The organism is Nocardia sp. NPDC058519, from assembly GCF_042719755.1.
GTDB lineage: Bacteria > Actinomycetota > Actinomycetes > Mycobacteriales > Mycobacteriaceae > Nocardia.
Genome location: NZ_JBHXNK010000014.1, coordinates 38,021 through 62,466 on the forward strand (window position 1 = coordinate 38,021; position 24,446 = coordinate 62,466).

Here is a 24,446-nt window from a genome sequence, read left to right on the forward strand (position 1 = left end):
TCACATGGTCTTACTACATGCGTATTATGGACTTATGGGTTTCGAGTGGCCTGATTGGGCGATCGCTCACCTGATCGGCATCGAACCCAGCGAGGTTCGGCAGGTCCTCGCAGCGTCACGACGGTGGCCACGCCCGGCCTTCGACGGCCAGGTGACCGTTTTGACGGTGTGGGGGCGCACCACAGCCGGCCGTCCGCTGATCGTGGTGATGCGACAGCGGGAGGACTGGACGTGGGTGATCATCGGCGCACGCACGATGCGCGCCGAGGAACTGGCGCAATTCGAGCAGTGGGAAAGTGAGATCCGATCATGAGCGAGCCAGGACTTCCGTCCAGCAAAGAAGAACTCGCCGACTTCATGGATCGGCTGAGTTTCTCCGACGAGCCCACCGACGCCCCACCACGCCTTCCCGTCAACGAAGACATCATGGTGACCACGTCGATCCGCCTCCCCCTCGGCCTGCACAGCCGCCTGAAATCCCTCGCCGACGAACGCCGCGTAGGCGTGTCGACCCTGCTCCGGGAATGGGCCGAAGCGGCCGTCGCCGAAATAGAAGACGAAGACCAGATGATCTCCCTCGCCGAAGCCAAACGAGCCCTCTCCCGAGTCCACCCGATCCACCGCGCCAGCTGAAGAGCGACCCGCAATTCAGGCCGGGTAGTAATCTATCGCGGCGAAGCACCCGCCGGGGCTGTCAGAACGCGCACTGTGCAGTTGATCCCCGGCGCGTTCGCCAATCGCGCATCGGTGGTGAGCAGGTCGCAACCGTAGGCCTCGGCCGCGGCGACGTAGGCGGCGTCGTAGGCGGTCAGATTGTCGTGCAGTTCCCAGATCCTGGGGACGAGAACACGGGTAACGGGAACTTCGGGGTCGAGTTTCTCCAGGGCGGTTACCGCTCGGGCCGCTTGCTCGGTGCTGATGGTGCCCGCACGGGTGAAGCGGCGAATCACCGATAGGACTTCGACGGTCCAATGCTGGGGGGCGATCCAGCGATTGTCGGCTTCCAAGGCGGCGCGACAGGTATCACCGAGGGGTGCTGGATTCAGGAGAGTATGGGCGAAGACCGAGGCATCGACCACGATCACTCGCGGATCTCCGGACCATCCAGCACCGAATCACGCTCCGCGCGTTCAGCATCCAGGGCAACCACGACTTCCTGGGCGGTGAAGGCAACATCCCACGTCGCGGGACTGAACTGTTTGAGTACCGCGATGTTGTCCTGACGGCGAGCTTCATCGCGGACCAGGTCGAAGAGGAAAGCCTGCAGCGACTGCCCTCGTCGCTGCGCCAGCGCAACCAACTGATCACGCAGAGGCTCTGGAACGTCACGGATCTGGAGGGCAACCATGCATGCAATTATACATGCATGACTGACAGGCGGGAAGACGACCGAGGCCCCCGCACAAAGCGGAGGCCTCGGTCGTGCTGATCAGCTAGCTCTGCCTCAGCGGCGGCGCTTGCCCTTCGAATCGGTGCGGGCCGCTTCGCGCCGCTCGCGGCGGGTGCCGGACTGCTGGCCGCCGCCGTATTCCTGGGCGTCGGAATGGGATTCGGCGTGGCCGTCTTCGGCGGGGCCCGAGTAGTTCATCGCTCGGGGGGTTTGGTCGCCGATTCCCTTGGCGCGCAAGGCCGGTGGGGCCTGGGTTTCGGTGGGGGTGTCCTGGGGGCGGGCGCCGACGGGGGAACGCAGGCCCTTGTCGATCGAGACGCCTTCGGGCTGGGGCTGCTGGACCTCGACCTGGAGGTTGAAGAGGAAGCCGACCGACTCCTCTTTCAGGCCTTCCAGCATGGCGGCGAACATGTCGAAGCCTTCGCGCTGGTACTCGACCAGCGGGTCGCGCTGGGCCATGGCACGCAGGCCGATGCCCTCCTTGAGGTAGTCCATCTCGTAGAGGTGTTCGCGCCACTTGCGATCGAGGACCGAGAGCAGGACCTGGCGTTCCAGGTTGCGCATGGCGCCTTCGCCCGCGAGGCCGTCGATCTCCTGTTCGCGCTTCTCGTAGGCGTTGTGCGCGTCTTCGAGGAGGGTCTCGCGGAGTTCGTCGCGGGTGAGTTCGCCCGCGTCGCCGGTGGCGGTCTCGCCGGTGAGTTCCTTGTGGTCAAGGGTCACCGGGTAGAGGGTCTTGAGAGCGGTCCAGAGCTTGTCCAGATCCCAGTCCTCGACGTAGCCCTCGACGGTGGCGCCGTCGACGTAGGCGGTGGTCACGTCGGTGATCATGTTCTGAACCTGACCCTCCATGTCCTCGCCACGCAGGATCTGGTTGCGCTCGCCGTAGATGACGGTGCGCTGCTGGTTCATGACCTCGTCGTACTTCAGAACGTTCTTGCGGATCTCGAAGTTCTGCTGCTCGACCTGGGTCTGTGCGCTCTTGATGGCCTTGGAGACCATCTTGGCCTCGATCGGGACATCGTCGGGCAGGTTCAGGCGCGTCATGATCGCCTCGAGCGCGGCACCGTTGAAGCGGCGCATCAGCTCGTCGCCCAGCGACAGGTAGAAGCGGGATTCGCCCGGATCGCCCTGACGGCCGGACCGACCACGCAGCTGGTTGTCGATACGACGCGACTCGTGGCGCTCGGTGCCGAGCACGTAGAGACCGCCGGCCTCACGAACCGTTTCGGCGTCGTCCTCGGTCTGCTTCTTGACCTGCTCGAGCGCGGAGTGCCAGGCGGCCTCGTACTCGTCAGGGGTGTTCACCGGGTCGAGGCCCTGCTTGCGCAGCAGGATGTCGGCGATGATGTCGGCGTTGCCACCGAGCACGATGTCGGTACCACGACCGGCCATATTGGTGGCCACCGTGACCGCGCCGGGGCGGCCGGCCTCGGCGATGATCTGGGCTTCCTGCTCGTGGAACTTCGCGTTCAGCACCGAGTGGGCAACACCGCGTTTGGTGAACTGCTTGGACAGGTACTCCGAGCGCTCCACGCTGGTGGTACCGATCAGGACCGGCTGGCCCTTCTCGTGCCGCTCGGTGACGTCGTCGACGACCGCGGCGAACTTGGCCTCTTCCGACTTGTAGATCAGGTCGGCCTGGTCCTTGCGGACCATCGGCTTGTTCGTCGGGATCGGGACCACGCCGAGGTTGTAGATCGAGTGCAGCTCGGCGGCCTCGGTCTCGGCGGTACCGGTCATGCCGGACAGCCTGCTGTAGAGGCGGAAGTAGTTCTGCAGGGTGATCGTGGCCAGGGTCTGGTTCTCCGGCTGGATCTCGACCTTCTCCTTGGCCTCGATCGCCTGGTGCATGCCCTCGTTGTAGCGGCGGCCGACCAGGATGCGGCCGGTGAACTCGTCGACGATGATCACTTCGCCGTCGCGGACGATGTAGTCCTTGTCGCGCTGGTAGAGCTCCTTGGCCTTGATGGCGTTGTTCAGGTAGCTCACCAGGGGCGAGTTCGCGGCCTCGTAGAGGTTGTCGATGCCGAGCTGATCCTCGACGAACTCCACACCCGCCTCGTGCACACCGATGGTGCGCTTCTTGATGTCGGTCTCGTAGTGGACATCCTTCTTCAGCAGCGGCGCGATGCGCGCGAACTCGGCGTACCACTTCGACGAGGCGTCGGCCGGGCCCGAGATGATCAGCGGGGTGCGGGCCTCGTCGATGAGGATCGAGTCGACCTCGTCGACCACGGCGAAGTTGTGACCACGCTGGACGAGATCGTCCAGGGAGTGAGTCATGTTGTCGCGCAGGTAGTCGAAGCCGAACTCGTTGTTCGTGCCGTAGGTGATGTCGGCGGCGTAGGCCACCCGACGCTCGGCGGGGGTCATCCCGCCCAGGATCACGCCGACCTCGAAACCGAGGAAACGGTGCACACGGCCCATCCACTCGGCGTCGCGCTTGGCCAGGTAGTCGTTGACCGTGACCACGTGCACGCCGTCGCCGGAGATGGCGTTGAGGTACGCGGGGAGCACACAGGTCAGGGTCTTGCCCTCACCGGTCTTCATCTCCGAGATATTGCCCAGGTGCAGCGAGGCGCCACCCATGATCTGAACCTTGTAGTGCTTCTGGTTCAGCACCCGCCACGACGCCTCACGCGCCACGGCGAAGGCCTCGAGCAGCAGGTCGTCGAGGGTTTCCCCGTCGGCGTAGCGCTGGCGGAACTCGTCGGTCTTGGCGCGCAGCTCGTCGTCGGTCAACGCCTCGATCTCGTCGCCGTACGCGATGACCTCATCGGCGAGGTTCGAGAGCCGCTTGACCATGCGACCTTCACCAATCCGTAGCAACCTCGTCAGTGTCAGCGCAGGCACGGGTCTCGTCAGTCCTCTGGTCGGAGTTGTGTTCAACGGCGATGGTAGTCCGCAGACCACCGTACCCGGCGGCGCGGACCCGTGCCCGATGTACCGGTGCAGTCATTACCCCAGGTCACGACGCCCGGCGAGCCTCGTTGCCCGGCACTGCGATTCACCTGCCGTGACGTAGGATGTAGCGCGTGCCCGATCAGCGCCATGGGCGCGCGAAGCGTGCTACGGCACCGGAAGGAGCTTCGGAGCGCGTGATCACGAGATTGACGCCGCAGGACGCGTCGTTCTATCGGCTCGAGTCGAGCAGCAACCCGATCCACATCGGCTCTCTCGCGATCCTGAACAACTCCTCCCCCGACGCCGAGGGCCAGGTACTCGACTACGAACGCCTCGTCGACCTGGTGGAATCCCGGCTACCGCTGGTGCCGCGCTACCGCCGCAAGGTGCGCGAGATCCCACTCGCCATGGGCAGGCCGGTCTGGGTCGAGGACAGTCGCTTCGACATCAGCTATCACATCCGCCGCTCCGCGCTGCCCGGTCCTGGCAGCGACTGCCAGCTCTACGACCTCGTCGCCCGGCTCGCGTCGCGACCCCTGGATCAGGGGCGGCCGCTGTGGGAGATGTATCTGATCGAAGGGCTCGCCGACGGGCGCGCCGCGGTGTTCACCAAGTCGCACTCGGCGCTCGTCGACGGTGATACCGCCCTCGAGATCGGTCACGTGATCCTCGACAACTCCCCGCTGCCGCGCGAACTGGCCGACGACTCGTGGCGGGCACCGCGCGAACCCACCGATGTGGAACTACTGGCCGGGGCGCTGTCGCAGCTGGCCGCGCAGCCGCGCGAGGCCTACGGCGTGATGCGCGACGCGGGATCGAACGCGTTCGGGGTGGTGCGCGGCACCCGGATGGCGGTGAAGGCCGCGGCCAACGTGGTGCGCGCGGCGACCTCTAGCGCGGCGCCGGACAGCCCGCTCAACGCCCGTACCTCGCGCAGCCGCCGCTTCGACGTGGTGCGCACCGATCTCGACGACTACCGCACGATCCGCAGGCATTTCGACTGCTCGATCAACGACGCGGTGCTCGCGGTGGTCACCGGGGCGCTGCGCAACTGGCTGCTCTCCCGCAACGAGGCGCTGGTCGAGTCGACCAATCTGCGCGCGGTGGTGCCGATGTCGGTCTACGTCGACGGCGACAACCAGCTGACCCCGGCCAGCGAGGTGTCCTCGTTCCTCATCGATCTGCCCGTGGGCGAACCGAATCCGACGATGCGCCTTTCGCACATCTCGCACGCCACCGAGGCCGCGGGCAGGCAGCGCCGCGGGGTGCGGGCCCGCACGCTCGTGCACCTGGCCGGATTCGCGCCCGCGAGCCTGCACGCGATGAGTGTGCGGGCGGCGAGTACCTTCGCCGACAACAGTTTCAATCTGGTGATCACCAACGCGCCGGGACCACAGACCGCGATGTACATCGGCGGGGCACGCATGCTGGAGATGTATCCGGTATCGCCGCTGCTGCGCAATCAGACATTGAGTTTCGGGCTCACCTCGTACGACGGACAGGTCTTCTACGGACTCAACGCCGACCGCGACGCCATGGCCGACATCGATGTTCTCGCGGCGTCGGTGCACGAATCGATGGAGGAGTTGCTCGGTGCCTGTCTCTGAGAACGACACGATGCGCGTCTACATCCCGGCGACGATCCCGCTGCTGCGCCTGCTCGTCGACGAGCAGCAGCTGCTCCCGCTCGGCGCGACCGCGTTCGCCGTGACGCCCGCCCTGCGCGAGGCCTACGCCGCGGGCGACGACGAGGAACTCGCCGAAGTGGCGATGCAGGAAGCCGCACGGGCCTCCATGCGGTTGATCGCCGCCGAGCGCGACGGGCTCGACGATCCGGACGACGACGCCGAAGGCGAAGCGGCCAACCCGGGCAGCCCGGTGTATCGGCGCGCGGTGATCGCGGCGGATGTGCCGGGGGCGAAGCTGCGGCCCGATCTCGACGACGCCGTGGTGAAGCTGTCGGGGCCGATCAGCTTCAAGCAGGTCGCCGCGGTGCATGTCGACCTTGCCGAGGCAGAGCCGCAGGTCGCCAAGGCCGTGGACGTCATCGATGCCGCCGACCTCGGTGACACCGATGCCGAATTCGTCCTCGGCGACGCCGAGGACCATCAGCTTGCCTGGTACGCGCCGCAGGAGCTGCCGTTCCTGCTCGAGCTGTTGTAGTTTTCGGCGGCCGGGGCCCCGGTTGCCCAATGTTCACAACTAGCGCTCAACCTACGATGCCGTAACCTGGCTGCGAGCGAGTCACCCCACGGTGGCTCGAATGCACGACAGGGAGAAATCGCAGCGCATGGTCCTCAATAAGTTCCGGGAATGGCTCGAAGCACCGGCGGCGCAGGTCGCCGATCGCGGCGGCAAGCTGAACGTGTTGCGTGGCGCGGTAGCCCGGGTGACCACTCCCCTGCTGCCCGATGACTATCTACACCTGGCCAATCCGCTGTGGTCGGCGCGCGAGCTGCGCGGGCGCATCGTCGAGGTGCAGAAGGAGACCGCCGACTCGGCGACCCTGGTGATCAAGCCGGGCTGGGGCTTCGATTTCAAGTACCGCCCCGGGCAGTACATCGGCATCGGCATCCTGATCGACGGCCGCTGGAACTGGCGTTCCTACTCGCTGACCTGCCCCCCGGACTGGACCGGCGAGGGCGGCAAACGACTCATCTCCATCGCGGTGAAGGCAATGCCGGAGGGCAAGCTGTCAAGCCACCTTGTCAACGGGGTGGCCGCGGGCACCATCGTGCGGCTGGCCGCACCGGCGGGCGGGTTCGTGCTGCCCGAGCCGCCGCCGGCGAAGGTGCTGTTCCTCACCGCGGGCAGCGGTATCACCCCGGTGATGTCGATGCTGCGCACGATGGACCGCCGCGACGGCGTCAACGACGTGGTGCACGTCCATTCCGCGCCCACCGACGCCGATGTGATGTTCGGCGCCGAACTGCGCGCCCTGCACGACAAGCACCCCAGCTTCGTCTCCCACCTGCAACTCACCGATGAGCAGGGCCTGTTCTCCCTGGCCAGCCTCGACGAGCTCTACCCGGACTGGCGCGAACGCGAGACCTGGGCCTGCGGGCCTGCCCCGATGCTCGACGCGATCGAGAACCACTGGAAGAACGCGGGTGTGGCCGACAAGCTGCACATCGAACGCTTCGAGGTGGAACGCTCCGCGATCGGCGAGGGCGGCACCGTGACATTCGGCACCACCGGGCGCACCCTCACCGTCGACGGCGCCACCAGCCTGCTCGAAGCCGGTGAATCCGTCGGCGTGCAGCTGCCCTTCGGCTGCCGGATGGGCATCTGCCAGACCTGCGTGGTGACCCTCTCCGCCGGACACGCCCGCGATTTGCGCAACGGCGACGAACGTCAGCCCGGTGACAAGGTGCAAACGTGCATTTCCGCCGCCGCGGGCGACTGCACGCTCGACATCTAACCGGTTGCCGAACCGTCGAGCGGGTACCCTCGAAGCATGCGTCGGGCACAACCGGTGACCGGCGGCAATCGGTTAGGCCCCTCGCTTCGATCGTTGCCTGAGGGCGCGACTTAGGATCACTGACAGGCCGAACAGCATCGAGGGCGCGAACCCGAGGCGCGCAGCGCCCGGTTCTCGGTCACCTCGATCTGGACTGACCGCGGTACCAGCCGCTCGTAAACACAGGAGGACCCCCGGTGGCCATCACCGATATCCAGGCCTTCGCCCATCTGACGGCGGCCGACATCGAGACACTGGGGAAAGAACTCGATTCGATCCGCCGCTCGGTGGAGACCTCGCGCGGCGAACACGACGCGAAGTACATCCGCCGCACCATCGCGGCCCAGCGCGCACTCGAGGTCGCCGGGCGCGCGGTGCTGTTCGGCAGCCGCAACCGCTGGGCCTGGCTCGGTGGTACCGCGATGCTCTCGGTCGCCAAGATCATCGAGAACATGGAGCTGGGCCACAATGTGAGCCACGGCCAGTGGGATTGGATGAACGATCCCGAGATCCACTCCACCAGCTGGGAGTGGGACATGACGGGCCCGTCGGCGCAGTGGCGGCGCGCGCACAACTATTCGCACCACACCTACACCAACGTCCTCGGCAAGGACGAGGACCTTGGTTTCGGCATTCTGCGGATGACCCGCGACGAGCCGTGGCGCCCGCTGCACCTGGCCCAGCCCGCGGCCAACCTGCTGCTGGCCGCGACCTTCGAGTGGGGTATCGCGCTACACGATCTCGGCATCGAGAAGGAACTGGCCGGCGTCAAGGGCGGCACCGTCACCTCGCCGCCCGACATCGAGTTCTACCGCAAGATGAGTCGTCAGGTCGTCAAGGATTTCGTGCTGTACCCGGCGATCACCGGGCCTGCCTGGAAGTCGACGTTGAAGGCCAACGCCACCGCCAACCTGGTGCGCAACCTGTGGGCCTACGCCGTCATCTTCTGCGGGCATTTCCCGGACGGCGCGCAGAAGTTCACCGCCGAACAGCTCGACGGCGAGACGCAGGGCGAGTGGTACCTGCGCCAGATGCTCGGCAGCGCCAACTTCAAGGCCGGTCCGGTGATGGCCTTCATGAGCGGCAACCTCTGCTACCAGATCGAGCACCACCTGTTCCCCGACCTGCCGAGCAATCGGTACTCGGAGGTGGCCGTACGGGTGCGCGAGCTGTGCGACAAGTACGACCTGCCCTACACCACCGGCTCGCTGGGCAAGCAGTACCTGCTGGCCTTCCGCACCATCCACAAGCTGGCGCTGCCGGACCGTTTCCTCAAGCGGACCGCCGACGATGCCCCCGAGACCTCATCGGAGCGCAAGTTCGCCGGCATCTCGCTGCCCGACAGCCTGCGGGTCGACCCGGAGACCGGTAAGCGTTTCGGTCTGCGGTCGGCGCTGCACGATGCGAAGGTCGCGCTCGAGATCAAGGCACGGCACGAGAAGGAAGTGCTGCGCGAGGCGAAGACGGCACTCAAGGCGCGCGCACGGCAGGAGAAGCTGGCCCTGCGCGAGGCCAAGCGGGCGCTCGGGGAACGCGCTGTGCGCGAGCGGGGTGTGCTGCGCGCCAAGGCAGCTCGCCGAATGGCTCGCCACGCCTGATAACATTTACATCTCGATTGCGCAATAGGACTTATCACACATTTCGTCCCGAAAATCGCCAACCTACGCTCTCGTAACTTACGGTACTGTAGCCGCCATGGCGATCTCGGATGTCAAGGAATACGCGCACCTCACCGCAGCGGATGTCGAAGCTCTAGGCGCGGAGTTCGATGCGATCCGCCGGGAGATCGAATCCTCGCGCGGAGCGGCCGACGCGCGCTATATCCGCAATGTCATCCGGCTACAACGCGCCCTCGAGATCAGCGGTCGCACGGTGCTGTTCGCCAGCTTCCTGCCCCCGGCCTGGCTGGCCGGTGTCGCCCTGCTCGGCTCCGCCAAGATCATCGAGAACATGGAGATCGGGCACAACGTCATGCACGGGCAGTGGGACTGGATGAACGATCCGGAAGTCCACTCCACCTCGTGGGAATGGGACAACGCGGGCCCGTCGGCGCACTGGAAGATCACCCACAACTTCCTGCACCACAAGTACACCAACGTGCTCGGCATGGACGACGACATCGGCTACGGCCTGCTTCGCGTCACCCGCGACCAGCGCTGGATGCCGTTCTACCTGGGCAATCCCGTCTACAACCTCCTGCTGCAGGCGCTGTTCGAGTACGGCGTCGCGATCCAGCACCTCGAGCTGGGCAAGGTCGCCAAGAAGAAGTGGGCCAAGGACTCGCCCGAGTGGAAGCAGTTCGAGGCCGACCGCACGCTGGTGCTGAAGAAGATCGGCAAGCAGGCCGCCAAGGACTACGTGGTCTTCCCGCTGCTCACCGGCCCCTCGTTCCTCACCACGCTCACCGCCAACATCGCCGCCAACGTGATGCGCAATGTGTGGACCAACGCGATCATCTTCTGCGGGCACTTCCCCGACGGCGCCGAGAAGTTCACCAAGGCCGATATCGAGAACGAGACCAAGGGTGAGTGGTACCTGCGCCAGATGCTCGGCAGCGCCAACATCAGCGGCGGACCGCTGCTGCACTTCATGAGCGGCAACCTCAGCCACCAGATCGAGCACCACCTGTTCCCCGACCTGCCGAGCAACCGCTACGCCGCCATCGCGGTGCGGGTGCGCGAGCTGGCCGAGAAGTACGACCTGCCCTACACCACCGGTTCGCTGCCGGTGCAGTACTTCAAGTCGTGGCGCACCATCCTCAAGCTCTCGCTGCCGAACAAGTACCTGCGCCACACCACCGACGACGCGCCGGAGACCAAGTCCGAGCGCCTCTTCGCCGGTAACACCACCCCCACGATCGACCCGATGACCGGGCGTCGCCAGGGCTTGCGCACCGCGCTGGCCGCCGGTCGTAAGCTGGCCCGCCGCACGGTGGCCTGAGGCGGCTGCGGTTGTATGGTCGGCGTGAATGCCGACCAACTGAGCGTCTACGACGCGATCCGCCTGCGTCGTGACGTGCGCGCCGAGTACACCGGCGAGCCCGTCGACGACGACACCCTGTTGCGGATCCTCGACGCCGCGCATCGTGCGCCCAGCGTCGGGAACTCGCAGCCGTGGGACTTCGTCGTGGTTCGCCAGGCCGAGACGCTGCGCCGTTTCGCCGAGCACGTGGCGGACAAACGGGTCGAGTTCGGTGCGTCGCTGCCCGCCGAGCGGGCGGCGACATTCGAGCCGATCAAGATCGACGGGATCGTCGAGAGCGGCACGGGAATTGTTGTCACGCACAATGATTCGCGTGGCGGGCCGCAGGTCCTCGGGCGGGCGAGCGTGCCGGAGACAGGCGTGTACTCGACCGTGCTCGCCATCCAGAACCTGTGGCTCGCGGCGACCGCGGAGCAGGTGGGGGTGGGGTGGGTGTCGTTCTACGATCCGGAGTTCCTGCGCGAACTCGTCGGCCTACCCGTCGGGATCGAGCCGGTGGCCTGGCTGTGCGTTGGGCCGGTCAGCGCATTCCAGCAGGTGCCGGATCTGGAACGCTTCGGGTGGCGGACGGGACGGTCACTGACCGAGGCCGTGCATCACGAAACCTTCGGCGGCTGAACAAGATCCGGACACCCGCCGAAAGCGGATGCCCGGATCGGTCATGGCTCTAGGCCAGCTTGATCAGGCCGTAGTCGAAGGCGTGTCTGCGATAGACCACCGACGGACGGTCGGTCTCTTTGTCGTGGAACAGGAAGAAGTCGTGGCCGACCAATTCCATCTGATAGAGGGCGTCGTCCACCGACATCGGTGTCGCGGTGTGCACCTTGGTGCGCACGATGTGGCCGGGGCCGGATTCGTCGACCGCCTCGTCGTGGTCGTGGGCAGCGGAACCGTCCGGCTGAGCGAACAGCGACTCGTCGACCAGCGTGGCAGTGGCCTGCGCGACCGAGACCGGCGTCTTGTCGCCGTAATGCACGACGCGCCGCTTGTCCTTTGACCGGCGCAGTCTGCTCTCGATCTTCTGGGTGGCCGATTCGAGCGCGGCGTAGAAACTGTCGGCGCATGCCTCCGCGCGCACGATCGGTCCACGGCCGCGCGCGGTGATCTCCACGCGCTGACAGGCCTTGCGTTGACGACGATTGCGTTCGTGGAACAGTTCCACATCGAAGAGGAAGATCGACGGGTCGAAGCGCTCTAACCGAGACAGCTTCTCCGCGACGTAGATTCGATAGTGGTCAGGGATTTCGACATTTCGACCGGAGACCACCACTTCGGCGTTCGGGGTCTCCATATCGATCGTCTCGGTGGCACCGTTCTGTAGTGCCGTGGGTTCAGCATCTTGCACTGATGCCCGTGAAGAAGTCGTCACGCGTACCTCCCGGATATGGCCGCACAACTACGAACGTAGGGCGGCGGGATTGAGCTGTGCCGATCGGGAATCGCCCGGCACCTGTATCCGCGGCACCACCTCCCAAACTTGTGGTTCGGTGTGTGCTCGCGACGCTAGTCCGCCATCGGCAAGTCCGCCACTGTTCACGCGAACTTTCCTCCGTCAAGCCGCGCAGGTCACCAAAACCGCCCGCGGAACTATGCCGATCCGGCTAAGAACACGTGTCGATTCGCAGGCGGTGGCGCCGGTGGTCAGCACGTCGTCGACCAGCACTACCTGCGCTTTCGCACCGATGGCGACCCACTCGGCCGGATCCGCGACGGTCATGATCTTGCCGCGCAGATTGTGGGTGCGCTCATGCTGCGTCAAGCCCACCGAATCCCGGACACCGCGACCCATCCGCAGCAGCGGCGCGGTTCGGCAATCGATCAGCCACCGTGCCGCGACCGCGGCCGAGCGGGCCACCGGGTCACCGCCACGGCGACGGGCAGCCGCGGTTCTGCTGGGTGCGGGCACGAGCAGGAGTGGGCAATCGGGGGCGCGCAAGCGGGCCAGTGCGTGGGCAAGTGCCAGCCCGAGTGGGGCGGCGAGGTCACGTCGGCCGTGCTCCTTGGCCGCCAGCACCGCCCGCCTGCCCGCGCCGGAGTAGGGGCCGAGCGCCCAGCACGGAACACCGGGATCGGCGCGCGGCCGCACCCGGACGGGACCGCGGCCGAGTTCAGCGGCGCACTCGGCGCACCAATTCTCGCCGGGCGAACCGCAGCCGCCGCACCGGTCGGGCAGGATCAGATCCAGCAGCGCCTTCATAGCGAGCGAGTATGGCAGCGGGCACTGACATGCTTCGTCGCTCGACGGGCATTGTTCTCGGCGCGCCTCCGCCGATGGACTGACCGAAGGGTGCGACGAAGGAGTGCCCGTAGGGAGGGAAGAGGTGGAGTTAAGCGCCGAGAACCGCGGCGCCAGCCGCAAATAGACACAGCGAACTGCGGCACCAGCCGCAAATGTCTCAGCTCGGCAGGACCGGCACAACCTGTTCTCCGGTCAATCCGGGTACCTCGCGCCAGAAACGGTCATTGCGGGTCGGATCGGCGGTCTGGAGCTGCAGGACGGCCCGGGAATCGGCCACGTACTGCGTGGCCGGGGCCGCGGTCACCACCCGGACCGGCGGGGTGAGGTTCTGCGAGGTCACCGCGCTGAATTGGGAGCCGTCGATGGAGACGGTGAAGACCGGGTCGACGTTGCCTTCGCGGGCGACCATGATGGTGTCACCGGTGACCCAGCTCAGGGAGACCGCGCGCGAGCTCAGGCCAAGTGCCAGTGGCAGCGGGGAGGTGAGCGCGTACTTGCCGTCGGGACGACGTTCGACCACCGCGACGTAGACCTTGCCGTCGGCGATCAGCGCCGCACGCACGCCGGTACGCGAGACCACCACCTCGCTGATCGGCGGCCGCGGGACGCCTGCGCCTTCGAACAGGGCCGAGATGTCGACATCCTCGGTGGAGACATTGCCGGTGGCGCGATCGGTGACCGCCCGGATGACCCGGTCACCGTCGATCACCGTCCAGGCGGCGCCGCCGTCGCTGGTCCAGGACGGGCGGGCGATGCTCGCGCCCTCGGCGACCGCGAACGCCTTGGCGCCGTAGTTGCCGATGAGCAGGGTGCGGGCGGGTTCGGGCGCCGGTTTGCCGGAGTCGGCGACCGCGGCGACGAACTGTCCGTCGGCCGAGATGCCGATCGACTGCAGGTTGGTGGCCTCGCCGAAGGAACCGCTCGGCGTGACGATGCCGTCCGGGGTGATCTGAACCAGCGTGCCGTTGCGCAGGGCGTGCAGACCGATCCGGTTCTGGCCGGGCGCCGAGGCGCTGTACTGGTCGACATCGGCCACCGACCAGCCGTTGGTATACCGGTCGTCGAGCGGTTTACCGTCGGCGAGCAGCACGTACGGACCGAGGATGTCGGCACCGGACAGCGTGAGTACCACCTGCGCGGCGAGGAGTTCGCGCTCGCGCTGGCCGAGTGCGCCGAGCCCGGCGAAGTCGATGCGCACCCCACCGATACCGACCCCGACATCGCCCGGTTCGTTGTTGGCCTTGGTGATCGGACCGCGCAGCGAAACCGGCTGCGCCAGCGGGTTACGCACCACGGGCGCGATCGTCGATTGCGGACCTTCGGCGAGCATGCCGATCAGTTGCTCGGTGAGCTGGGAGCGTGGCACCGAGATCCAGCGCGGATCCGGGACGACCAGCGAATTGCTCGGGTCGATGTAGTGCAGGAGGTAGCGGTGATAGGACTTGACGAAGGCGTCGTTGTCCATCACGACGCCCGGCGGCAGCTCGGTGATCCGCCACTCGCCGTCGATCTTGCTCATCTCGATCTTGTTCTCGAGGGTGCCCTCGGTGGCGCGATAGCCGCCGTCGCCCGCCAGCTCACCGACTTTGCGCGCGCGCAGCACGTAGCTGGCCTTGTCGCCCGAACGTGACTCGCGCAGGGTGTCGGGGCGGTCGTCGACGATGGTGGTGCTCGCCTCGTCGTTCCAGCCGGCCGCCGTCTCCGGCGCCATGTACTGGCGGGCGGCGGCGTGCTTGTTGGTCGGGTCGGCGCTGGCGGTGAGGAAGTCGCCGAGCAACAGGTCGGGGTCGCGGCCGGAGATCGGCGGGGTCGGCCCCTCCGAGGTGGGGGCGCGGTTGATCGTGCCGAGGGCCTGCGGTGCGGAGGACTCCGGCAGGCTGGCGCAACCGGTGAGCACCATCAGGCCGGCCAGAACCGCCGCTACCAGTGCGGCGCCGTGCCGACCCCGACGATCACCACTGGTCATGACTTCCCGTCTCCGGTTTCGGTGGGCATCGGCTTGTCGGCGTCGGCGGGGTCGCGGCCGTTGGTCGCCGGGTGCGCGCCCGCGGCGGGCGGTTCGATGCCGGGCTCGTTCGCCGATGGGTCGGTGTCTTGCGGTTCGGCAGCCCCCGGCTCCACAGCCGTCGGGTCGGTGACAGCCGGATCGACATCCGGCGGGGTGGCTCCAGTCGGCTCGACATCGCCCGATGGGTCCTCCGCCGGCTCGGCTCCGGCAGGCTCGACTTCGACGATCGTCGGCTCGGGTTCGGCTTCCGGCAGCGCGGGGACCTTGCGCAGCATCGGTTCCAGTGCGAGCGGGCTCTGCCCCAGCTTGCGGCCGCGCACCATCGGGAGCAGCAGCCGGAAGCTCGCGCCGACACCCGGATCGCCCCACGCTTCGAGCCTGCCTTCGTGCAGATTCGCGTCCTCGACGCTGATCGACAAGCCCAGCCCGGTACCACCCGAGCGACGCACGCGCGACGGGTCCGAGCGCCAGAACCGGTTGAACACCAGCTTTTCCTCGCCCGGCCGCAGCCCGACACCCTGATCGCGCACCACCGTCGCGACGGCATTGGCCTCGGCGTCGCCGCGCATGCGGATCAGCACCGGCTTGCCCTCGGAATGGTCGATCGCATTGGCGAGCAGGTTGCGCAGCACCCGCTCGACGCGGCGCGGGTCCACCTCGGCGACCACCGGCTCCTCCGGCAGATCGATCACCACCTCGACCTCGGCGTCGCGGGCCAGGTGGCGCACCGTGGAGATCGCGGCACGCGCGCACATCCGCACATCCAGCGACTCGACCTGCAGTTCGGCCACACCCGCGTCGTGGCGGGAGATCTCGAGCAGGTCGTTGAGCAGGCCCTCGAACCGGTCGAGCTCGTTGACGAGCAGTTCGGAGCTGCGGGCAAGGGCGGGATCGAGATCGTCGCTGGAGCCGTGGATGAGGTCGGCGGCCATGCGCACCGTGGTGAGCGGGGTGCGCAGTTCGTGGCTGACGTCGGAGGTGAAGCGGCGCTGCAGATTGCCGAATTCCTCGAGCTGGGTGATCTGGTTCGACAGGCTCTCGGCCATCTCGTTGAACGCCTGCGCCAGCCGCGCCATGTCGTCCTCGCCGCGTACCAGCATGCGTTCTTTGAGTCGGCCGTCGGCGAATCGGCCCGCGATTCGCGCCGCCGACCGGATCGGCAGCACCACCTGCCTGGTGACAAGTGCGGTGATCGCGGCGAGCAGCACCAGCAGGACCACGCCACCGATGAGCATCGTGCCGCGCATCAGCGACAGGCTCGATTCCTCGCTGGCCAGCGGGAAGATCAGGTAGATCTCCAGGGTCGCCACCTCGGCGCTCGGGCTGCCGATGATCAGCGCGCGCCCGCGGTAGCCGTCGGGGTCAGCGACGGTGGTGAACTGGTAGGAGACCTGGTTGCGCTGGACGAATCGGCGCAGCTCCTGCGGCACCTCCGAGAGCGGGCCCGCCGCGATCTCGTGGGGCGGAGTGCCGCCGACCATCGCCAGCGCCGAGTCGAAACTACCCGCCGCGCCGGTGGACTGACCGGTACCCCCGCGGCTGGACAGCGCGGCTCGCGCGTCGGCGAGCTGCTGCTCCTGGCTGTTGCCGGATGGGACGCCGGAGAGCTTGTTCTCGATCGTGCTGCGGGCACGATCCATCTCCTCGACAGCCGCGTTGATCTTGGCTTCGAGGAGCCGGTCGGTGATCTGACCGGTCAGCACGACCCCGAGGATCGTGATCACGATGAGCGACAGGGTCAACGTCGAAACGATGACTCGCAGCTGCAACGACCGGCGCCACAGATGGCCGAGTGCGGTCCCGACGGCCTGGAACCAGGCCATGATCGGGCTCGCCCACCGCCGCAGCTGCGCCACTGGACCAGTGGTCACAGCGGCGCCCCGCAGTGACCGATCACGGCGGTCCGGCCTTGTAACCGACACCGCGCACGGTCAACACGATCTCCGGGTTCTCCGGATCCTTCTCGACCTTGGCGCGCAGTCGCTGCACGTGCACGTTCACCAGACGGGTGTCGGCGGCGTGCCGGTAACCCCACACCTGCTCGAGCAGTACCTCGCGGGTGAACACCTGACGAGGCTTGCGCGCGAGCGCGACCAGCAGGTCGAACTCCAGCGGGGTGAGCGAGATCTGCCCCGGGCCGCGAGTCACCTTGTGCGCGGGCACGTCGATGACGATATCGGCGATCGAGAGCAGCTCGGCGGGCTCGTCCTCGGTGCGGCGCAGGCGCGCTCGTACGCGGGCGACGAGTTCCTTCGGCTTGAACGGTTTGACGATGTAGTCGTCGGCGCCGGACTCCAGGCCGAGGACCACATCGACCGTATCGGTCTTGGCGGTGAGCATGACGATCGGAACGCCGGAATCGGCCCGCAGCACCCGGCATACATCGATGCCGTTCATGCCGGGCAGCATCAGGTCGAGCAGAACCAGATCGGGGCGGATCTCCCGCACCGCTGACAGGGCCTGTGTGCCGTCGCCCACCACATGCGGGTCGAACCCTTCCCCGCGCAAGACGATGGTCAGCATCTCAGCGAGTGCCATATCGTCGTCGACGACCAGAATCTTGGGCTTCATAGTCCTATGTTGTCATCTCCCAGGCCAGGATCGGGCCGCCACGCCATTAATGGTGCGAACCCGTCGCGTATCCAACCTTATCCGGAGGAAATTTCCGAGCAGAGGGTGAGTAACGCAGGCCTATCGTCATCGGATCGGTATGTCCACCACCGGCCGAACCAGTCGCGGTCGGCGAGTTCACGATAGACCTCCCCCGTGCGCTGCTGCAGACCGCCGTCCCGTTCGTAGGCATCGAGGGCGCGCGCGTCGTCGAGTTCGCCACGGCGACGGGCACGTTCGGCCGCCACCTCGGTGGGCACGTCGAGCAGCACGGTGAGATCCGGCGCAGGCAATCCGAGCCTGCCGAACTCCAGATCGCCCACCCACGAAACGATTTCGCCATCGGCATCCTGATGCGCCCGCGCGGCCGAGTAGGCGGCGTTGGAAGCCACCCAGCGGTCCAGGATGACGATGTCGTTGCCGCCCAACAGGTCCGACAGTTCCGTGCCTGCGGCGGCCCGGTCGAGCGCGAACATGATCGCCATCGCGTTGATCGACCCCGCCAGGTCACCATGGCCCCCACGCAACGCTTCCGCCGCGAGATCGGCATGGATCGAGTGCCCGTATTGCGGAAAGGCCAGACTGTCCGCCCGCAACCCTTTTCCGGACAACTCGGCGATCAGCCCATCGATCAGCGTGCGTTTACCCGCCCCGTCGAGCCCTTCCACCGCGATCAATACGCCCATGCGGTGAGATTACCGCGCGCCTCCCCCCAGAGTTGCGGGCTGGCCCGCGCCCGGTCGGCCGACGAGGATTCCCCTATGAAAAAGATCGTTCGCACCACCGCTGCCACGCTTGCCATCACCGCCGCCTTCGCCTGCGGCACCGCGTCCGCACAGACCGGCGACCCGACCGCGGGCCCGGACGCGGGATCGTCGACGGCCTTCAACTCGGTGATGTGCGCGGTGCTCGGCATCAGCAGCGAACACAACATCTTCTGCACGGGCCTGATCATCGGCTAGCGACCTCGGTCAACGACGGTGGCCCGCCGACCGGAAGGTCGACGGGCCACCGTTGTGTCGCGAGACTCAGTAGCGGTAGTGGTCCGGCTTGTACGGGCCTTCCACGTCCACGTTGATGTACTCGGCCTGATCCTTGGTGAGCTTGGTCAGGGTGCCGCCGAGGGCTTCGACGTGGATCTTGGCGACCTTCTCGTCGAGGTGCTTGGGCAGGCGGTAGACCTCGTTGTCGTATTCCTGCGGCTTGGTCCACAGTTCGATCTGCGCGATCACCTGGTTGGAGAAGCTGTTGGACATGACGAACGAGGGGTGGCCGGTGGCGTTGCCCAGGTTCAGCAGGCGGCCTTCCGACAGCACGATGATCGCCTTACCGGACTCCTTGAAGGTCCATTCGTCGACCTGCGGCTTGATGTTGATCCGGGTGGCGTCCGAACGCTCCAGCCCCGCGATATCGATCTCGTTGTCGAAGTGGCCGATATTGCCGAGGATCGAGTGATCCTTCATCGCCTTCATGTGCTCGAGGGTGATGATGTCCTTGTTGCCGGTCGAGGTGATGACGATGTCGGCATCGCCGATCGCCTGCTCGACGGTGACCACGTCGTAGCCGTCCATCAGCGCCTGCAGCGCGTTGATCGGGTCGATCTCGGTGACCTGCACGCGCGCGCCCTGGCCCGCGAGCGACTCCGCGCAGCCCTTGCCGACGTCGCCGTAACCGCAGATCAGCACCTTCTTGCCGCCGATGAGCACGTCGGTGCCGCGGTTGATGCCGTCGATCAGCGAGTGGCGGGTGCCGTACTTGTTGTCGAACTTGGACTTGGTGACCGAGTCGTTGACGTTGATCGCCGGGAACACCAGCTCACCCGCGGCGGCGAACTGGTACAGCCGCAGCACGCCGGTGGTGGTCTCCTCGGTGACGCCCTTGACCGAGTCGGCGATGACGCTCCACTTGGTCTTGTCGGCCTCGAGGCTCTCGCGCAGCAGGTCGAGGAACACCGTGTACTCGGCGGAGTGATCGGCGTCGGCGGGCGGAACCACACCGGCCTTCTCGAACTGCGCGCCGCGCAGCACGAGCATGGTCGCGTCGCCACCGTCGTCGAGGATCATGTTGGCCGGCTCGCCCGGCCAGGTGAGCATCTGCTCGGCGGCCCACCAGTACTCCTCCAGCGTCTCGCCCTTCCAGGCGAAGACGGGGATGCCTGCGGGCTCGTCGACGGTGCCGTTCGGGCCGACCACGATCGCGGCGGCGGCGTGATCCTGGGTGGAGAAGATGTTGCAGGAGGCCCAGCGCACGTCGGCACCGAGGGAGACCAGCGTTTCGATCAGGACGGCGGTCTGCACCGTCATGTGCAGCGATCCGGAGATTCGCGCACCCTTGAGCGGCGCGACGTCGTGGTATTCACGACGCAGCGCCATCAGGCCCGGCATCTCGTGCTCGGCGAGGCGGATCTCCTTGCGGCCGAATTCGGCCAGCGAGAGGTCGGCCACCTTGTAGTCGATGCCGTTGCGGACGTCAGCGGTGAGCTCGGTGCGCGCGGGGAGTTCTGAGGTCGTCACGTTGGCTAGGTTACCGTCTGGGGCCGCGCGAGTTCCCGGCTCCGTCGAGGTGGGGCCTCAGGCCGCCGCGCGGTATCGGGCCAGCAACCGTCGCGGCTTCTCGGGCGCGACATTGGCCAGGCTCAGGTCGCCGCCGTAGTGGGCCGCGACGCGGGGGTCCATCACCGCACGCCACAGCGGCGGGACGGCGGCCAGCACGATCATGGTGGCGTACCCGGCGGGCAGCTGCGGTGCTTCCTCGGAGCTGCGCAATGTCTGATAGCGGCGCCCCGGATTGGCGTGGTGGTCGCTGTGGCGCTGCAGATGGAACAGGAAGATGTTGGTGACCAGGCGATCGGAGTTCCAGCTGTCGCGCGGGGAGCACCGTTCGTAGCGCCCGTTGGGCTTGCGCGCGCGCAGCAGTCCGTAGTGCTCGACGTAGTTGACGGTCTCGAGCAGCGCGATGCCGATCGCGGCCTGGATGACCAGCCACGGGAGAATCGACGGGCCGAAGACCAGCGTCAGCGAACCGAAGAGCACCGCCGTCATCGCCCAGGCCTGCAGGATGTTGTTGTCGGTGCTCCACCAGCGGCGACCCTGCCGGAACAGCCGAGCGCGCTCGAGTTGCAGGGCCGATCCGAACCCGCCGATCACGCTGCGCGGCAAGAACTCCCACAGCGATTCACCCAGCCGGGCGCTCGCCGGATCCTCGGGGGTGGCGACGCGTGCGTGGTGTCCGCGATTGTGCTCGACGAAGAAGTGCCCGTACCCCGATTGGGCCAGTGCGATCTTCGACAGCAATTTCTCAGCACTCTCCACCCGGTGGCCCAATTCGTGGGCGGCGTTGATGCCGATGCCGCTGACGAAGCCGACCGTGGCGGCCAAGCCGAGCTTGTCGACGAGGGCCAGTTCGGGGCTTGTCCACATGAAGCAGGCCACGCCGAGGCTGATCAGCTGGATCGGCAGGAACAGGTAGGTGCACCACCGGTAGTACCGGTCGGCCGACAGCGCCGCGTAGTCCTCGTCGCGGGGATTGTTGCCGTCTTCACCGACGATCCAGTCCAGCACGGGAATGGCGATCAGGACGATGACCGGTCCGATCCACCAGAACACTTCAGCCTTGGTATGGAACACCAGCTGGGAGGGCAACAGCGCGCACGCCGGGGCGATCAGCCCTAATGCCCAGAGATACCGTTTGGGATCACGAAAACCCCCCGGTTTGCCAACCGTTTGCACACCCGCTCCGCTGTAAAAAGACTAATCGTCGACCGATGTGAATACTGACAGACCGCGGGCGCGTTACACACCGGCAGATCATCAAACGTGGTGATGGTTACACCAGAGCGAATCAAGGCTAGTGACTTCTCTCAGTGATCCACATCACTCGAGGCGACGCGCATGCCTCGTACCTGCACAATTGCCTCGACATACGGACTGAGCAGGGCGCTCATCTCGGCCGGGGCATCACGTTCGGGCACGGGCGGATTCGGGATGTAGCTCAGCGCGATGCGGACCAGCGCGTGCGCGATCACGTCGGCCTCGGCGTGCGTCGCGTCCACCCAGCTGTGCATGAACACCTCGGTCAGGCGTGCGGTGGCGTGCTCGAGCAGCGGGGCCGCGTCGAGGGTGATCAACCGCAACAGATCCGGCTTCATCTCCCCGCTCAGCAGCGAACGAACCAGCGGGTCGCCCGCGGCGGAGAGAAAGAACCCGGTCATCCCGACCCGGATCGCCGCGCGCGCGTCACCGGCATTGGCGTCGAGCGCCTCGCGCACATGGTCGACGAGGTCGTCGGCCAGGCGCAGCGCGTAGGCCTGCGAGAGCCCTGAGCGCGAGCCGAACTCGTTGTAGAGCGTCTGCCTGCTCACCCCGGCCCTTGCCGCGACGTCACCGAGCGTGACCTTGGACCAGTCACGCTCGGTGAGCAATTCGCGCATCCCGTCCAGGACCGAGTTGCGCAGCAGTTCGCGCGCGGCCTCCTGGTACGGGATGCGCGAACCTGTGCGCGGAGTGCCCGCGACGCTCACGAACGTTCGATCTCGACCATGAAGAAGTCGGACTTGCGGGCACCGCAGTCCGGGCAGGTCCAGTCGTCGGCGATGTCGTCCCAGCGGGTGCCGGGCGCGATGCCGTCGTCGGGCCAGCCCTGGGCCTCGTCGTACTCGAAACCGCACTGTGCGCACTGGTACAGCTTGTAGTCGGTCACAGCGATTCTCCTACCGCCTCGAAGTCGATCTTTTCCCGCACCCCACAGTCCGGACAGCACCAGTCGTCAGGAACGGCAGTCCACAGTGTGCCAGGCGGAAATCCTTCGCGTGGCGCGCCTTTGGCTTCATCGAAGACGAAATCACACACCGGACATCTGTAGGCACTCATGACGTGACCTCGGTTCCGTACTTTTCCAGCACCTGCTCCCGGCGCTTGGGTTCGATATTGGCGCGGGTGACGTCCCCGCCGTAGTGCGCGAGCACGCGCTTGTCCATCACCCGGCGCCAGATCGGCGGGAAGTAGCCGAGCAGGATCATGCTGGCGTAGCCGCTCGGCAGGTTCGGCGCACCGTCCCAGCTGCGCAGCGTCTGGTAGCGCCGGGTCGGATACGCGTGATGGTCGCTGTGGCGCTGCAGGTGATAGAGGAAGATGTTGGTGACGATGTGGTCGCTGTTCCAGCTGTGCGCGGGCGCCGGTCGTTCGTAGCGTCCGCTCGCGGTCTTCTGCCGGACCAGGCCGTAGTGCTCGAGGTAGTTCACCGACTCGAGCAGGCTGAAACCGATCACCGCCTGCAGGATCAGATAGGGCAGCACCTCGATGCCGAACACCGCGATCAATCCGAGCCACAACACCACCGACATCGCCCAGGCGTTGAGCACATCGTTGCGCAGCGTCCACGGGCTCTTGTCGAGCCGGCCGAGACGTTCCTTCTCGAGGTGCCAGGCCGAGCGCAGGCTGCCCCAGACCGTGCGCGGCCAGAAGGCCCAGAAGGACTCACCGATGCGCGAACTCGCTGGGTCCTCCGGGGTGGCGACCCGCACGTGGTGGCCACGGTTGTGCTCGATGTAGAAGTGCCCGTAGAACGACTGGGCCAGCGCGATACGCGCGAGCCAGCGTTCCAGTTCGACCTTCTTGTGACCGAGTTCGTGCGCGGTGTTGATGCCGATGCCGCCGATCATGCCCACGCTGATCGCGATGCCGATCTTGTCGACCACATTGGCCCCACCGGGGAAGCCCAGCCAGTGCAGGTTCGGCGCGGTGATGATGTAGCAGGCGAAGATCAGTGAGGCGTACTGGAACGGCAGGTACAGGTAGGTGAGGTAGCGGTAGTACTTGTCGTTCTCCAGGTACTCCATCACCTCGTCGGGCGGGTTGTTGCCGTCCGGCCCGAAGAACAGATCCGCCAGCGGGATCACGAGGTAGACCAGCACCGGGCCGAGCCAGAACGGGACCTCGGCGAGGCGATGCCAGCCGAGCTGGTTGAGTCCCCAGATCAGGGGGATCGCGATCGTGAACAGGCCGGTCGGGGCGAACAGGCCCCACAGCCACAAATATCGTTTGGAATCTCGCCACTGCGGCGGCGCGACCCGCTGCTCGGACGCGTTGGCATCAGTCGACATCATCGTCTCCAGTTCCGAGGCACATCTCACACCTGTGATGTGCGTAACTCTCTGTCACAGACGATATGTCCGGATGCGTCCGCTGTCTAGACAAATTTCCCAATTTGTAAAGCAGTGACGGTCCGATAACGCCGACGGCGACCGTGCCCGAACTGGACATGGTCGCCGTCGTTACAGGTCAGTGACCTATTCAGGGGCCTTTACTTTGGGCCTCTGACCGGAAGCAGCACGTCAGCGCCCGGCGGTAGCCCGTCGACCGGCCACCACCGCAGATCGGTCGATTCGGAGCTGCGAACCGGGACCGCGCCCGGCGGCGCGACGATCTCGAAGAGCAGGTCGAGATGCCGCGTCGGCACGCCGAGCGAGCAGGTGATCGGGTGCGCCTGCGCGCCGTAGAGACCGGGCGTGAGAACCAAGTCGGGAATGCCCGATTCCTCTACCGCCTCGCGCAGCGCCGCGTCCTGCACGGTCTTGTCATCGGGTTCGCAGTGGCCGCCCAGCTGGATCCAGCGACCGACGCGCGGGTGCAGGGTGAGCAGGATGTCGCGCCGGTCATGGGACAGCACGATGGCCGATGCGGTGATGTGGCCGGGCGCGTGTTCGCGCAGGCAGCCACGGGGTGCCGAGCCGAGGAAGGCCAGAAACGCTTCGCGCAGTGAGTGATCCGGGCCCGTGGCCGGCTGCCACTCGGTGAGCAACTCGGTCGCCGAGGCGTGCAGCGATTCCGCGCTCATCGGACCGTCTCCGTCATCA

Annotated in this window: 25 protein-coding genes; 9 read left to right on the forward strand and 16 right to left on the reverse strand. The window is 66.6% G+C overall.

Annotated features, from left to right (window positions below; genetic code table 11):
* The first annotated feature begins 34 nt into the window (after nt 1-34).
* Complete coding sequence (locus tag ACFWPK_RS17295) at nt 35-313, forward strand: hypothetical protein (protein WP_378916765.1); 279 nt, start codon at nt 35-37, stop codon at nt 311-313.
* Nucleotides 310-633 (forward strand): hypothetical protein, encoded by a 324-nt coding sequence (locus ACFWPK_RS17300; protein WP_378916768.1) that lies wholly within the window; start codon nt 310-312, stop codon nt 631-633. The genes ACFWPK_RS17295 and ACFWPK_RS17300 overlap by 4 nt, the downstream gene beginning before the upstream one ends.
* A gap of 32 nt (nt 634-665) precedes the next feature.
* Here ACFWPK_RS17300 and ACFWPK_RS17305 read toward each other — a convergent pair whose 3' ends face one another.
* From ACFWPK_RS17305 to secA, 3 genes are all read right to left on the reverse strand, one after another.
* Nucleotides 666-1,085: a type II toxin-antitoxin system VapC family toxin gene (locus tag ACFWPK_RS17305; protein WP_378916770.1), complete on the reverse strand. Its 420-nt coding sequence runs from the start codon at nt 1,083-1,085 to the stop codon at nt 666-668.
* Nucleotides 1,082-1,348 carry a hypothetical protein gene (locus ACFWPK_RS17310; RefSeq protein WP_378916772.1) on the reverse strand — a complete coding sequence of 89 codons (267 nt, stop codon included), beginning with the start codon at nt 1,346-1,348 and terminating at the stop codon, nt 1,082-1,084. Before ACFWPK_RS17310 ends, ACFWPK_RS17305 begins: the two co-directional genes overlap by 4 nt.
* 96 nt (nt 1,349-1,444) lie before the next feature.
* Entirely contained in the window at nt 1,445-4,243 is a 2,799-nt protein-coding gene (secA, locus tag ACFWPK_RS17315) for a preprotein translocase subunit SecA (protein WP_378916775.1), read from the reverse strand.
* 245 nt (nt 4,244-4,488) lie between these two features.
* On the opposite strand from secA, the gene ACFWPK_RS17320 reads away from it, so the two are divergent.
* From ACFWPK_RS17320 to bluB, 6 genes are all read left to right on the forward strand, one after another.
* The gene (locus ACFWPK_RS17320; protein ID WP_378916778.1) at nt 4,489-5,901 is read left to right on the forward strand and encodes a wax ester/triacylglycerol synthase family O-acyltransferase; all 1,413 of its coding nucleotides are present in this window, start codon (nt 4,489-4,491) and stop codon (nt 5,899-5,901) included.
* Between the two features lie 10 nt (nt 5,902-5,911).
* Nucleotides 5,912-6,457 (forward strand): DUF6912 family protein, encoded by a 546-nt coding sequence (locus ACFWPK_RS17325; protein WP_378917005.1) that lies wholly within the window; start codon nt 5,912-5,914, stop codon nt 6,455-6,457.
* Nucleotides 6,458-6,584: 127 nt separating this feature from the next.
* Nucleotides 6,585-7,715 (forward strand): ferredoxin reductase, encoded by a 1,131-nt coding sequence (locus tag ACFWPK_RS17330; protein ID WP_378917007.1) that lies wholly within the window; start codon nt 6,585-6,587, stop codon nt 7,713-7,715.
* A 236-nt stretch (nt 7,716-7,951) separates the two neighbouring features.
* Nucleotides 7,952-9,352, forward strand: a complete 1,401-nt coding sequence (locus ACFWPK_RS17335) for a fatty acid desaturase family protein (RefSeq protein ID WP_378916780.1) — start codon at nt 7,952-7,954, stop codon at nt 9,350-9,352.
* A gap of 97 nt (nt 9,353-9,449) precedes the next feature.
* Nucleotides 9,450-10,694 carry a fatty acid desaturase family protein gene (locus ACFWPK_RS17340; RefSeq protein WP_378916782.1) on the forward strand — a complete coding sequence of 415 codons (1,245 nt, stop codon included), beginning with the start codon at nt 9,450-9,452 and terminating at the stop codon, nt 10,692-10,694.
* Between the two features lie 15 nt (nt 10,695-10,709).
* Complete coding sequence (gene bluB / locus ACFWPK_RS17345) at nt 10,710-11,354, forward strand: 5,6-dimethylbenzimidazole synthase (protein ID WP_378916785.1); 645 nt, start codon at nt 10,710-10,712, stop codon at nt 11,352-11,354.
* Nucleotides 11,355-11,403: 49 nt separating this feature from the next.
* On the opposite strand, the gene hpf is transcribed toward bluB, so the two are convergent.
* The 6 genes from hpf to ACFWPK_RS17375 all read right to left on the reverse strand — a co-directional run bounded on the left by hpf (nt 11,404) and on the right by ACFWPK_RS17375 (nt 18,279).
* The gene (gene hpf / locus ACFWPK_RS17350) at nt 11,404-12,105 is read right to left on the reverse strand and encodes a ribosome hibernation-promoting factor, HPF/YfiA family (protein WP_378916788.1); all 702 of its coding nucleotides are present in this window, start codon (nt 12,103-12,105) and stop codon (nt 11,404-11,406) included.
* 183 nt (nt 12,106-12,288) lie between these two features.
* Entirely contained in the window at nt 12,289-12,933 is a 645-nt protein-coding gene (locus tag ACFWPK_RS17355) for a ComF family protein (RefSeq protein WP_378916790.1), read from the reverse strand.
* 199 nt (nt 12,934-13,132) lie between these two features.
* Nucleotides 13,133-14,941 carry an MtrAB system accessory lipoprotein LpqB gene (gene lpqB, locus ACFWPK_RS17360; protein WP_378916792.1) on the reverse strand — a complete coding sequence of 603 codons (1,809 nt, stop codon included), beginning with the start codon at nt 14,939-14,941 and terminating at the stop codon, nt 13,133-13,135.
* Nucleotides 14,938-16,806, reverse strand: coding sequence for an MtrAB system histidine kinase MtrB (gene mtrB / locus ACFWPK_RS17365; protein ID WP_378917009.1), 1,869 nt, complete (start codon nt 16,804-16,806; stop codon nt 14,938-14,940). The genes lpqB and mtrB overlap by 4 nt, the downstream gene beginning before the upstream one ends.
* 70 nt (nt 16,807-16,876) lie before the next feature.
* Nucleotides 16,877-17,554 (reverse strand): MtrAB system response regulator MtrA, encoded by a 678-nt coding sequence (gene mtrA / locus ACFWPK_RS17370; RefSeq protein ID WP_056813049.1) that lies wholly within the window; start codon nt 17,552-17,554, stop codon nt 16,877-16,879.
* A 77-nt stretch (nt 17,555-17,631) separates the two neighbouring features.
* A complete protein-coding gene (locus ACFWPK_RS17375; protein WP_378916796.1) occupies nt 17,632-18,279 on the reverse strand; it encodes a dTMP kinase in 648 nt (215 codons plus the stop codon).
* 75 nt (nt 18,280-18,354) lie between these two features.
* Between ACFWPK_RS17375 and ACFWPK_RS17380 the strand changes: the two genes are divergently transcribed.
* Nucleotides 18,355-18,555: a hypothetical protein gene (locus ACFWPK_RS17380; RefSeq protein ID WP_378916799.1), complete on the forward strand. Its 201-nt coding sequence runs from the start codon at nt 18,355-18,357 to the stop codon at nt 18,553-18,555.
* Nucleotides 18,556-18,621: 66 nt separating this feature from the next.
* Here ACFWPK_RS17380 and ahcY read toward each other — a convergent pair whose 3' ends face one another.
* The 7 genes from ahcY to ACFWPK_RS17415 all read right to left on the reverse strand — a co-directional run bounded on the left by ahcY (nt 18,622) and on the right by ACFWPK_RS17415 (nt 24,427).
* Nucleotides 18,622-20,106 (reverse strand): adenosylhomocysteinase, encoded by a 1,485-nt coding sequence (ahcY, locus tag ACFWPK_RS17385; RefSeq protein WP_378916802.1) that lies wholly within the window; start codon nt 20,104-20,106, stop codon nt 18,622-18,624.
* A gap of 57 nt (nt 20,107-20,163) precedes the next feature.
* Nucleotides 20,164-21,321, reverse strand: coding sequence for an alkane 1-monooxygenase (locus ACFWPK_RS17390; protein WP_378916805.1), 1,158 nt, complete (start codon nt 21,319-21,321; stop codon nt 20,164-20,166).
* A 131-nt stretch (nt 21,322-21,452) separates the two neighbouring features.
* Nucleotides 21,453-22,112, reverse strand: coding sequence for a TetR family transcriptional regulator (locus tag ACFWPK_RS17395; protein ID WP_378916807.1), 660 nt, complete (start codon nt 22,110-22,112; stop codon nt 21,453-21,455).
* The gene (locus ACFWPK_RS17400; protein ID WP_266292625.1) at nt 22,109-22,291 is read right to left on the reverse strand and encodes a rubredoxin; all 183 of its coding nucleotides are present in this window, start codon (nt 22,289-22,291) and stop codon (nt 22,109-22,111) included. The genes ACFWPK_RS17395 and ACFWPK_RS17400 overlap by 4 nt, the downstream gene beginning before the upstream one ends.
* Nucleotides 22,288-22,461: a rubredoxin gene (locus tag ACFWPK_RS17405; protein ID WP_358107553.1), complete on the reverse strand. Its 174-nt coding sequence runs from the start codon at nt 22,459-22,461 to the stop codon at nt 22,288-22,290. Before ACFWPK_RS17405 ends, ACFWPK_RS17400 begins: the two co-directional genes overlap by 4 nt.
* The gene (locus ACFWPK_RS17410) at nt 22,458-23,696 is read right to left on the reverse strand and encodes an alkane 1-monooxygenase (protein WP_378916811.1); all 1,239 of its coding nucleotides are present in this window, start codon (nt 23,694-23,696) and stop codon (nt 22,458-22,460) included. Before ACFWPK_RS17410 ends, ACFWPK_RS17405 begins: the two co-directional genes overlap by 4 nt.
* Before the next feature lie 197 nt (nt 23,697-23,893).
* A complete protein-coding gene (locus tag ACFWPK_RS17415) occupies nt 23,894-24,427 on the reverse strand; it encodes an NUDIX hydrolase (RefSeq protein WP_378916814.1) in 534 nt (177 codons plus the stop codon).
* Between the last annotated feature and the right edge of the window lie 19 nt (nt 24,428-24,446).

What these genes read in the sequence shown, in the direction of transcription:
- ACFWPK_RS17415 (WP_378916814.1), bottom strand. Translation starts at nt 24,427, where the DNA reads ATGAGCGCGGAATCGCTGCACGCCTCGGCGACCGAGTTGCTCACCGAG.
- ACFWPK_RS17310 (WP_378916772.1), bottom strand. Translation starts at nt 1,348, where the DNA reads ATGGTTGCCCTCCAGATCCGTGACGTTCCAGAGCCTCTGCGTGATCAG.
- lpqB (WP_378916792.1), bottom strand. Translation starts at nt 14,941, where the DNA reads ATGACCAGTGGTGATCGTCGGGGTCGGCACGGCGCCGCACTGGTAGCG.
- ACFWPK_RS17325 (WP_378917005.1), top strand. Translation starts at nt 5,912, where the DNA reads ATGCGCGTCTACATCCCGGCGACGATCCCGCTGCTGCGCCTGCTCGTC.
- ACFWPK_RS17375 (WP_378916796.1), bottom strand. Translation starts at nt 18,279, where the DNA reads ATGGGCGTATTGATCGCGGTGGAAGGGCTCGACGGGGCGGGTAAACGC.
- ACFWPK_RS17300 (WP_378916768.1), top strand. Translation starts at nt 310, where the DNA reads ATGAGCGAGCCAGGACTTCCGTCCAGCAAAGAAGAACTCGCCGACTTC.
- ACFWPK_RS17405 (WP_358107553.1), bottom strand. Translation starts at nt 22,461, where the DNA reads ATGAGTGCCTACAGATGTCCGGTGTGTGATTTCGTCTTCGATGAAGCC.
- ACFWPK_RS17355 (WP_378916790.1), bottom strand. Translation starts at nt 12,933, where the DNA reads ATGAAGGCGCTGCTGGATCTGATCCTGCCCGACCGGTGCGGCGGCTGC.
- mtrA (WP_056813049.1), bottom strand. Translation starts at nt 17,554, where the DNA reads ATGAAGCCCAAGATTCTGGTCGTCGACGACGATATGGCACTCGCTGAG.
- ACFWPK_RS17380 (WP_378916799.1), top strand. Translation starts at nt 18,355, where the DNA reads ATGAAAAAGATCGTTCGCACCACCGCTGCCACGCTTGCCATCACCGCC.
- bluB (WP_378916785.1), top strand. Translation starts at nt 10,710, where the DNA reads ATGGTCGGCGTGAATGCCGACCAACTGAGCGTCTACGACGCGATCCGC.
- ACFWPK_RS17410 (WP_378916811.1), bottom strand. Translation starts at nt 23,696, where the DNA reads ATGATGTCGACTGATGCCAACGCGTCCGAGCAGCGGGTCGCGCCGCCG.
- ACFWPK_RS17340 (WP_378916782.1), top strand. Translation starts at nt 9,450, where the DNA reads ATGGCGATCTCGGATGTCAAGGAATACGCGCACCTCACCGCAGCGGAT.
- mtrB (WP_378917009.1), bottom strand. Translation starts at nt 16,806, where the DNA reads ATGGCCTGGTTCCAGGCCGTCGGGACCGCACTCGGCCATCTGTGGCGC.
- ACFWPK_RS17295 (WP_378916765.1), top strand. Translation starts at nt 35, where the DNA reads ATGGGTTTCGAGTGGCCTGATTGGGCGATCGCTCACCTGATCGGCATC.
- ACFWPK_RS17330 (WP_378917007.1), top strand. Translation starts at nt 6,585, where the DNA reads ATGGTCCTCAATAAGTTCCGGGAATGGCTCGAAGCACCGGCGGCGCAG.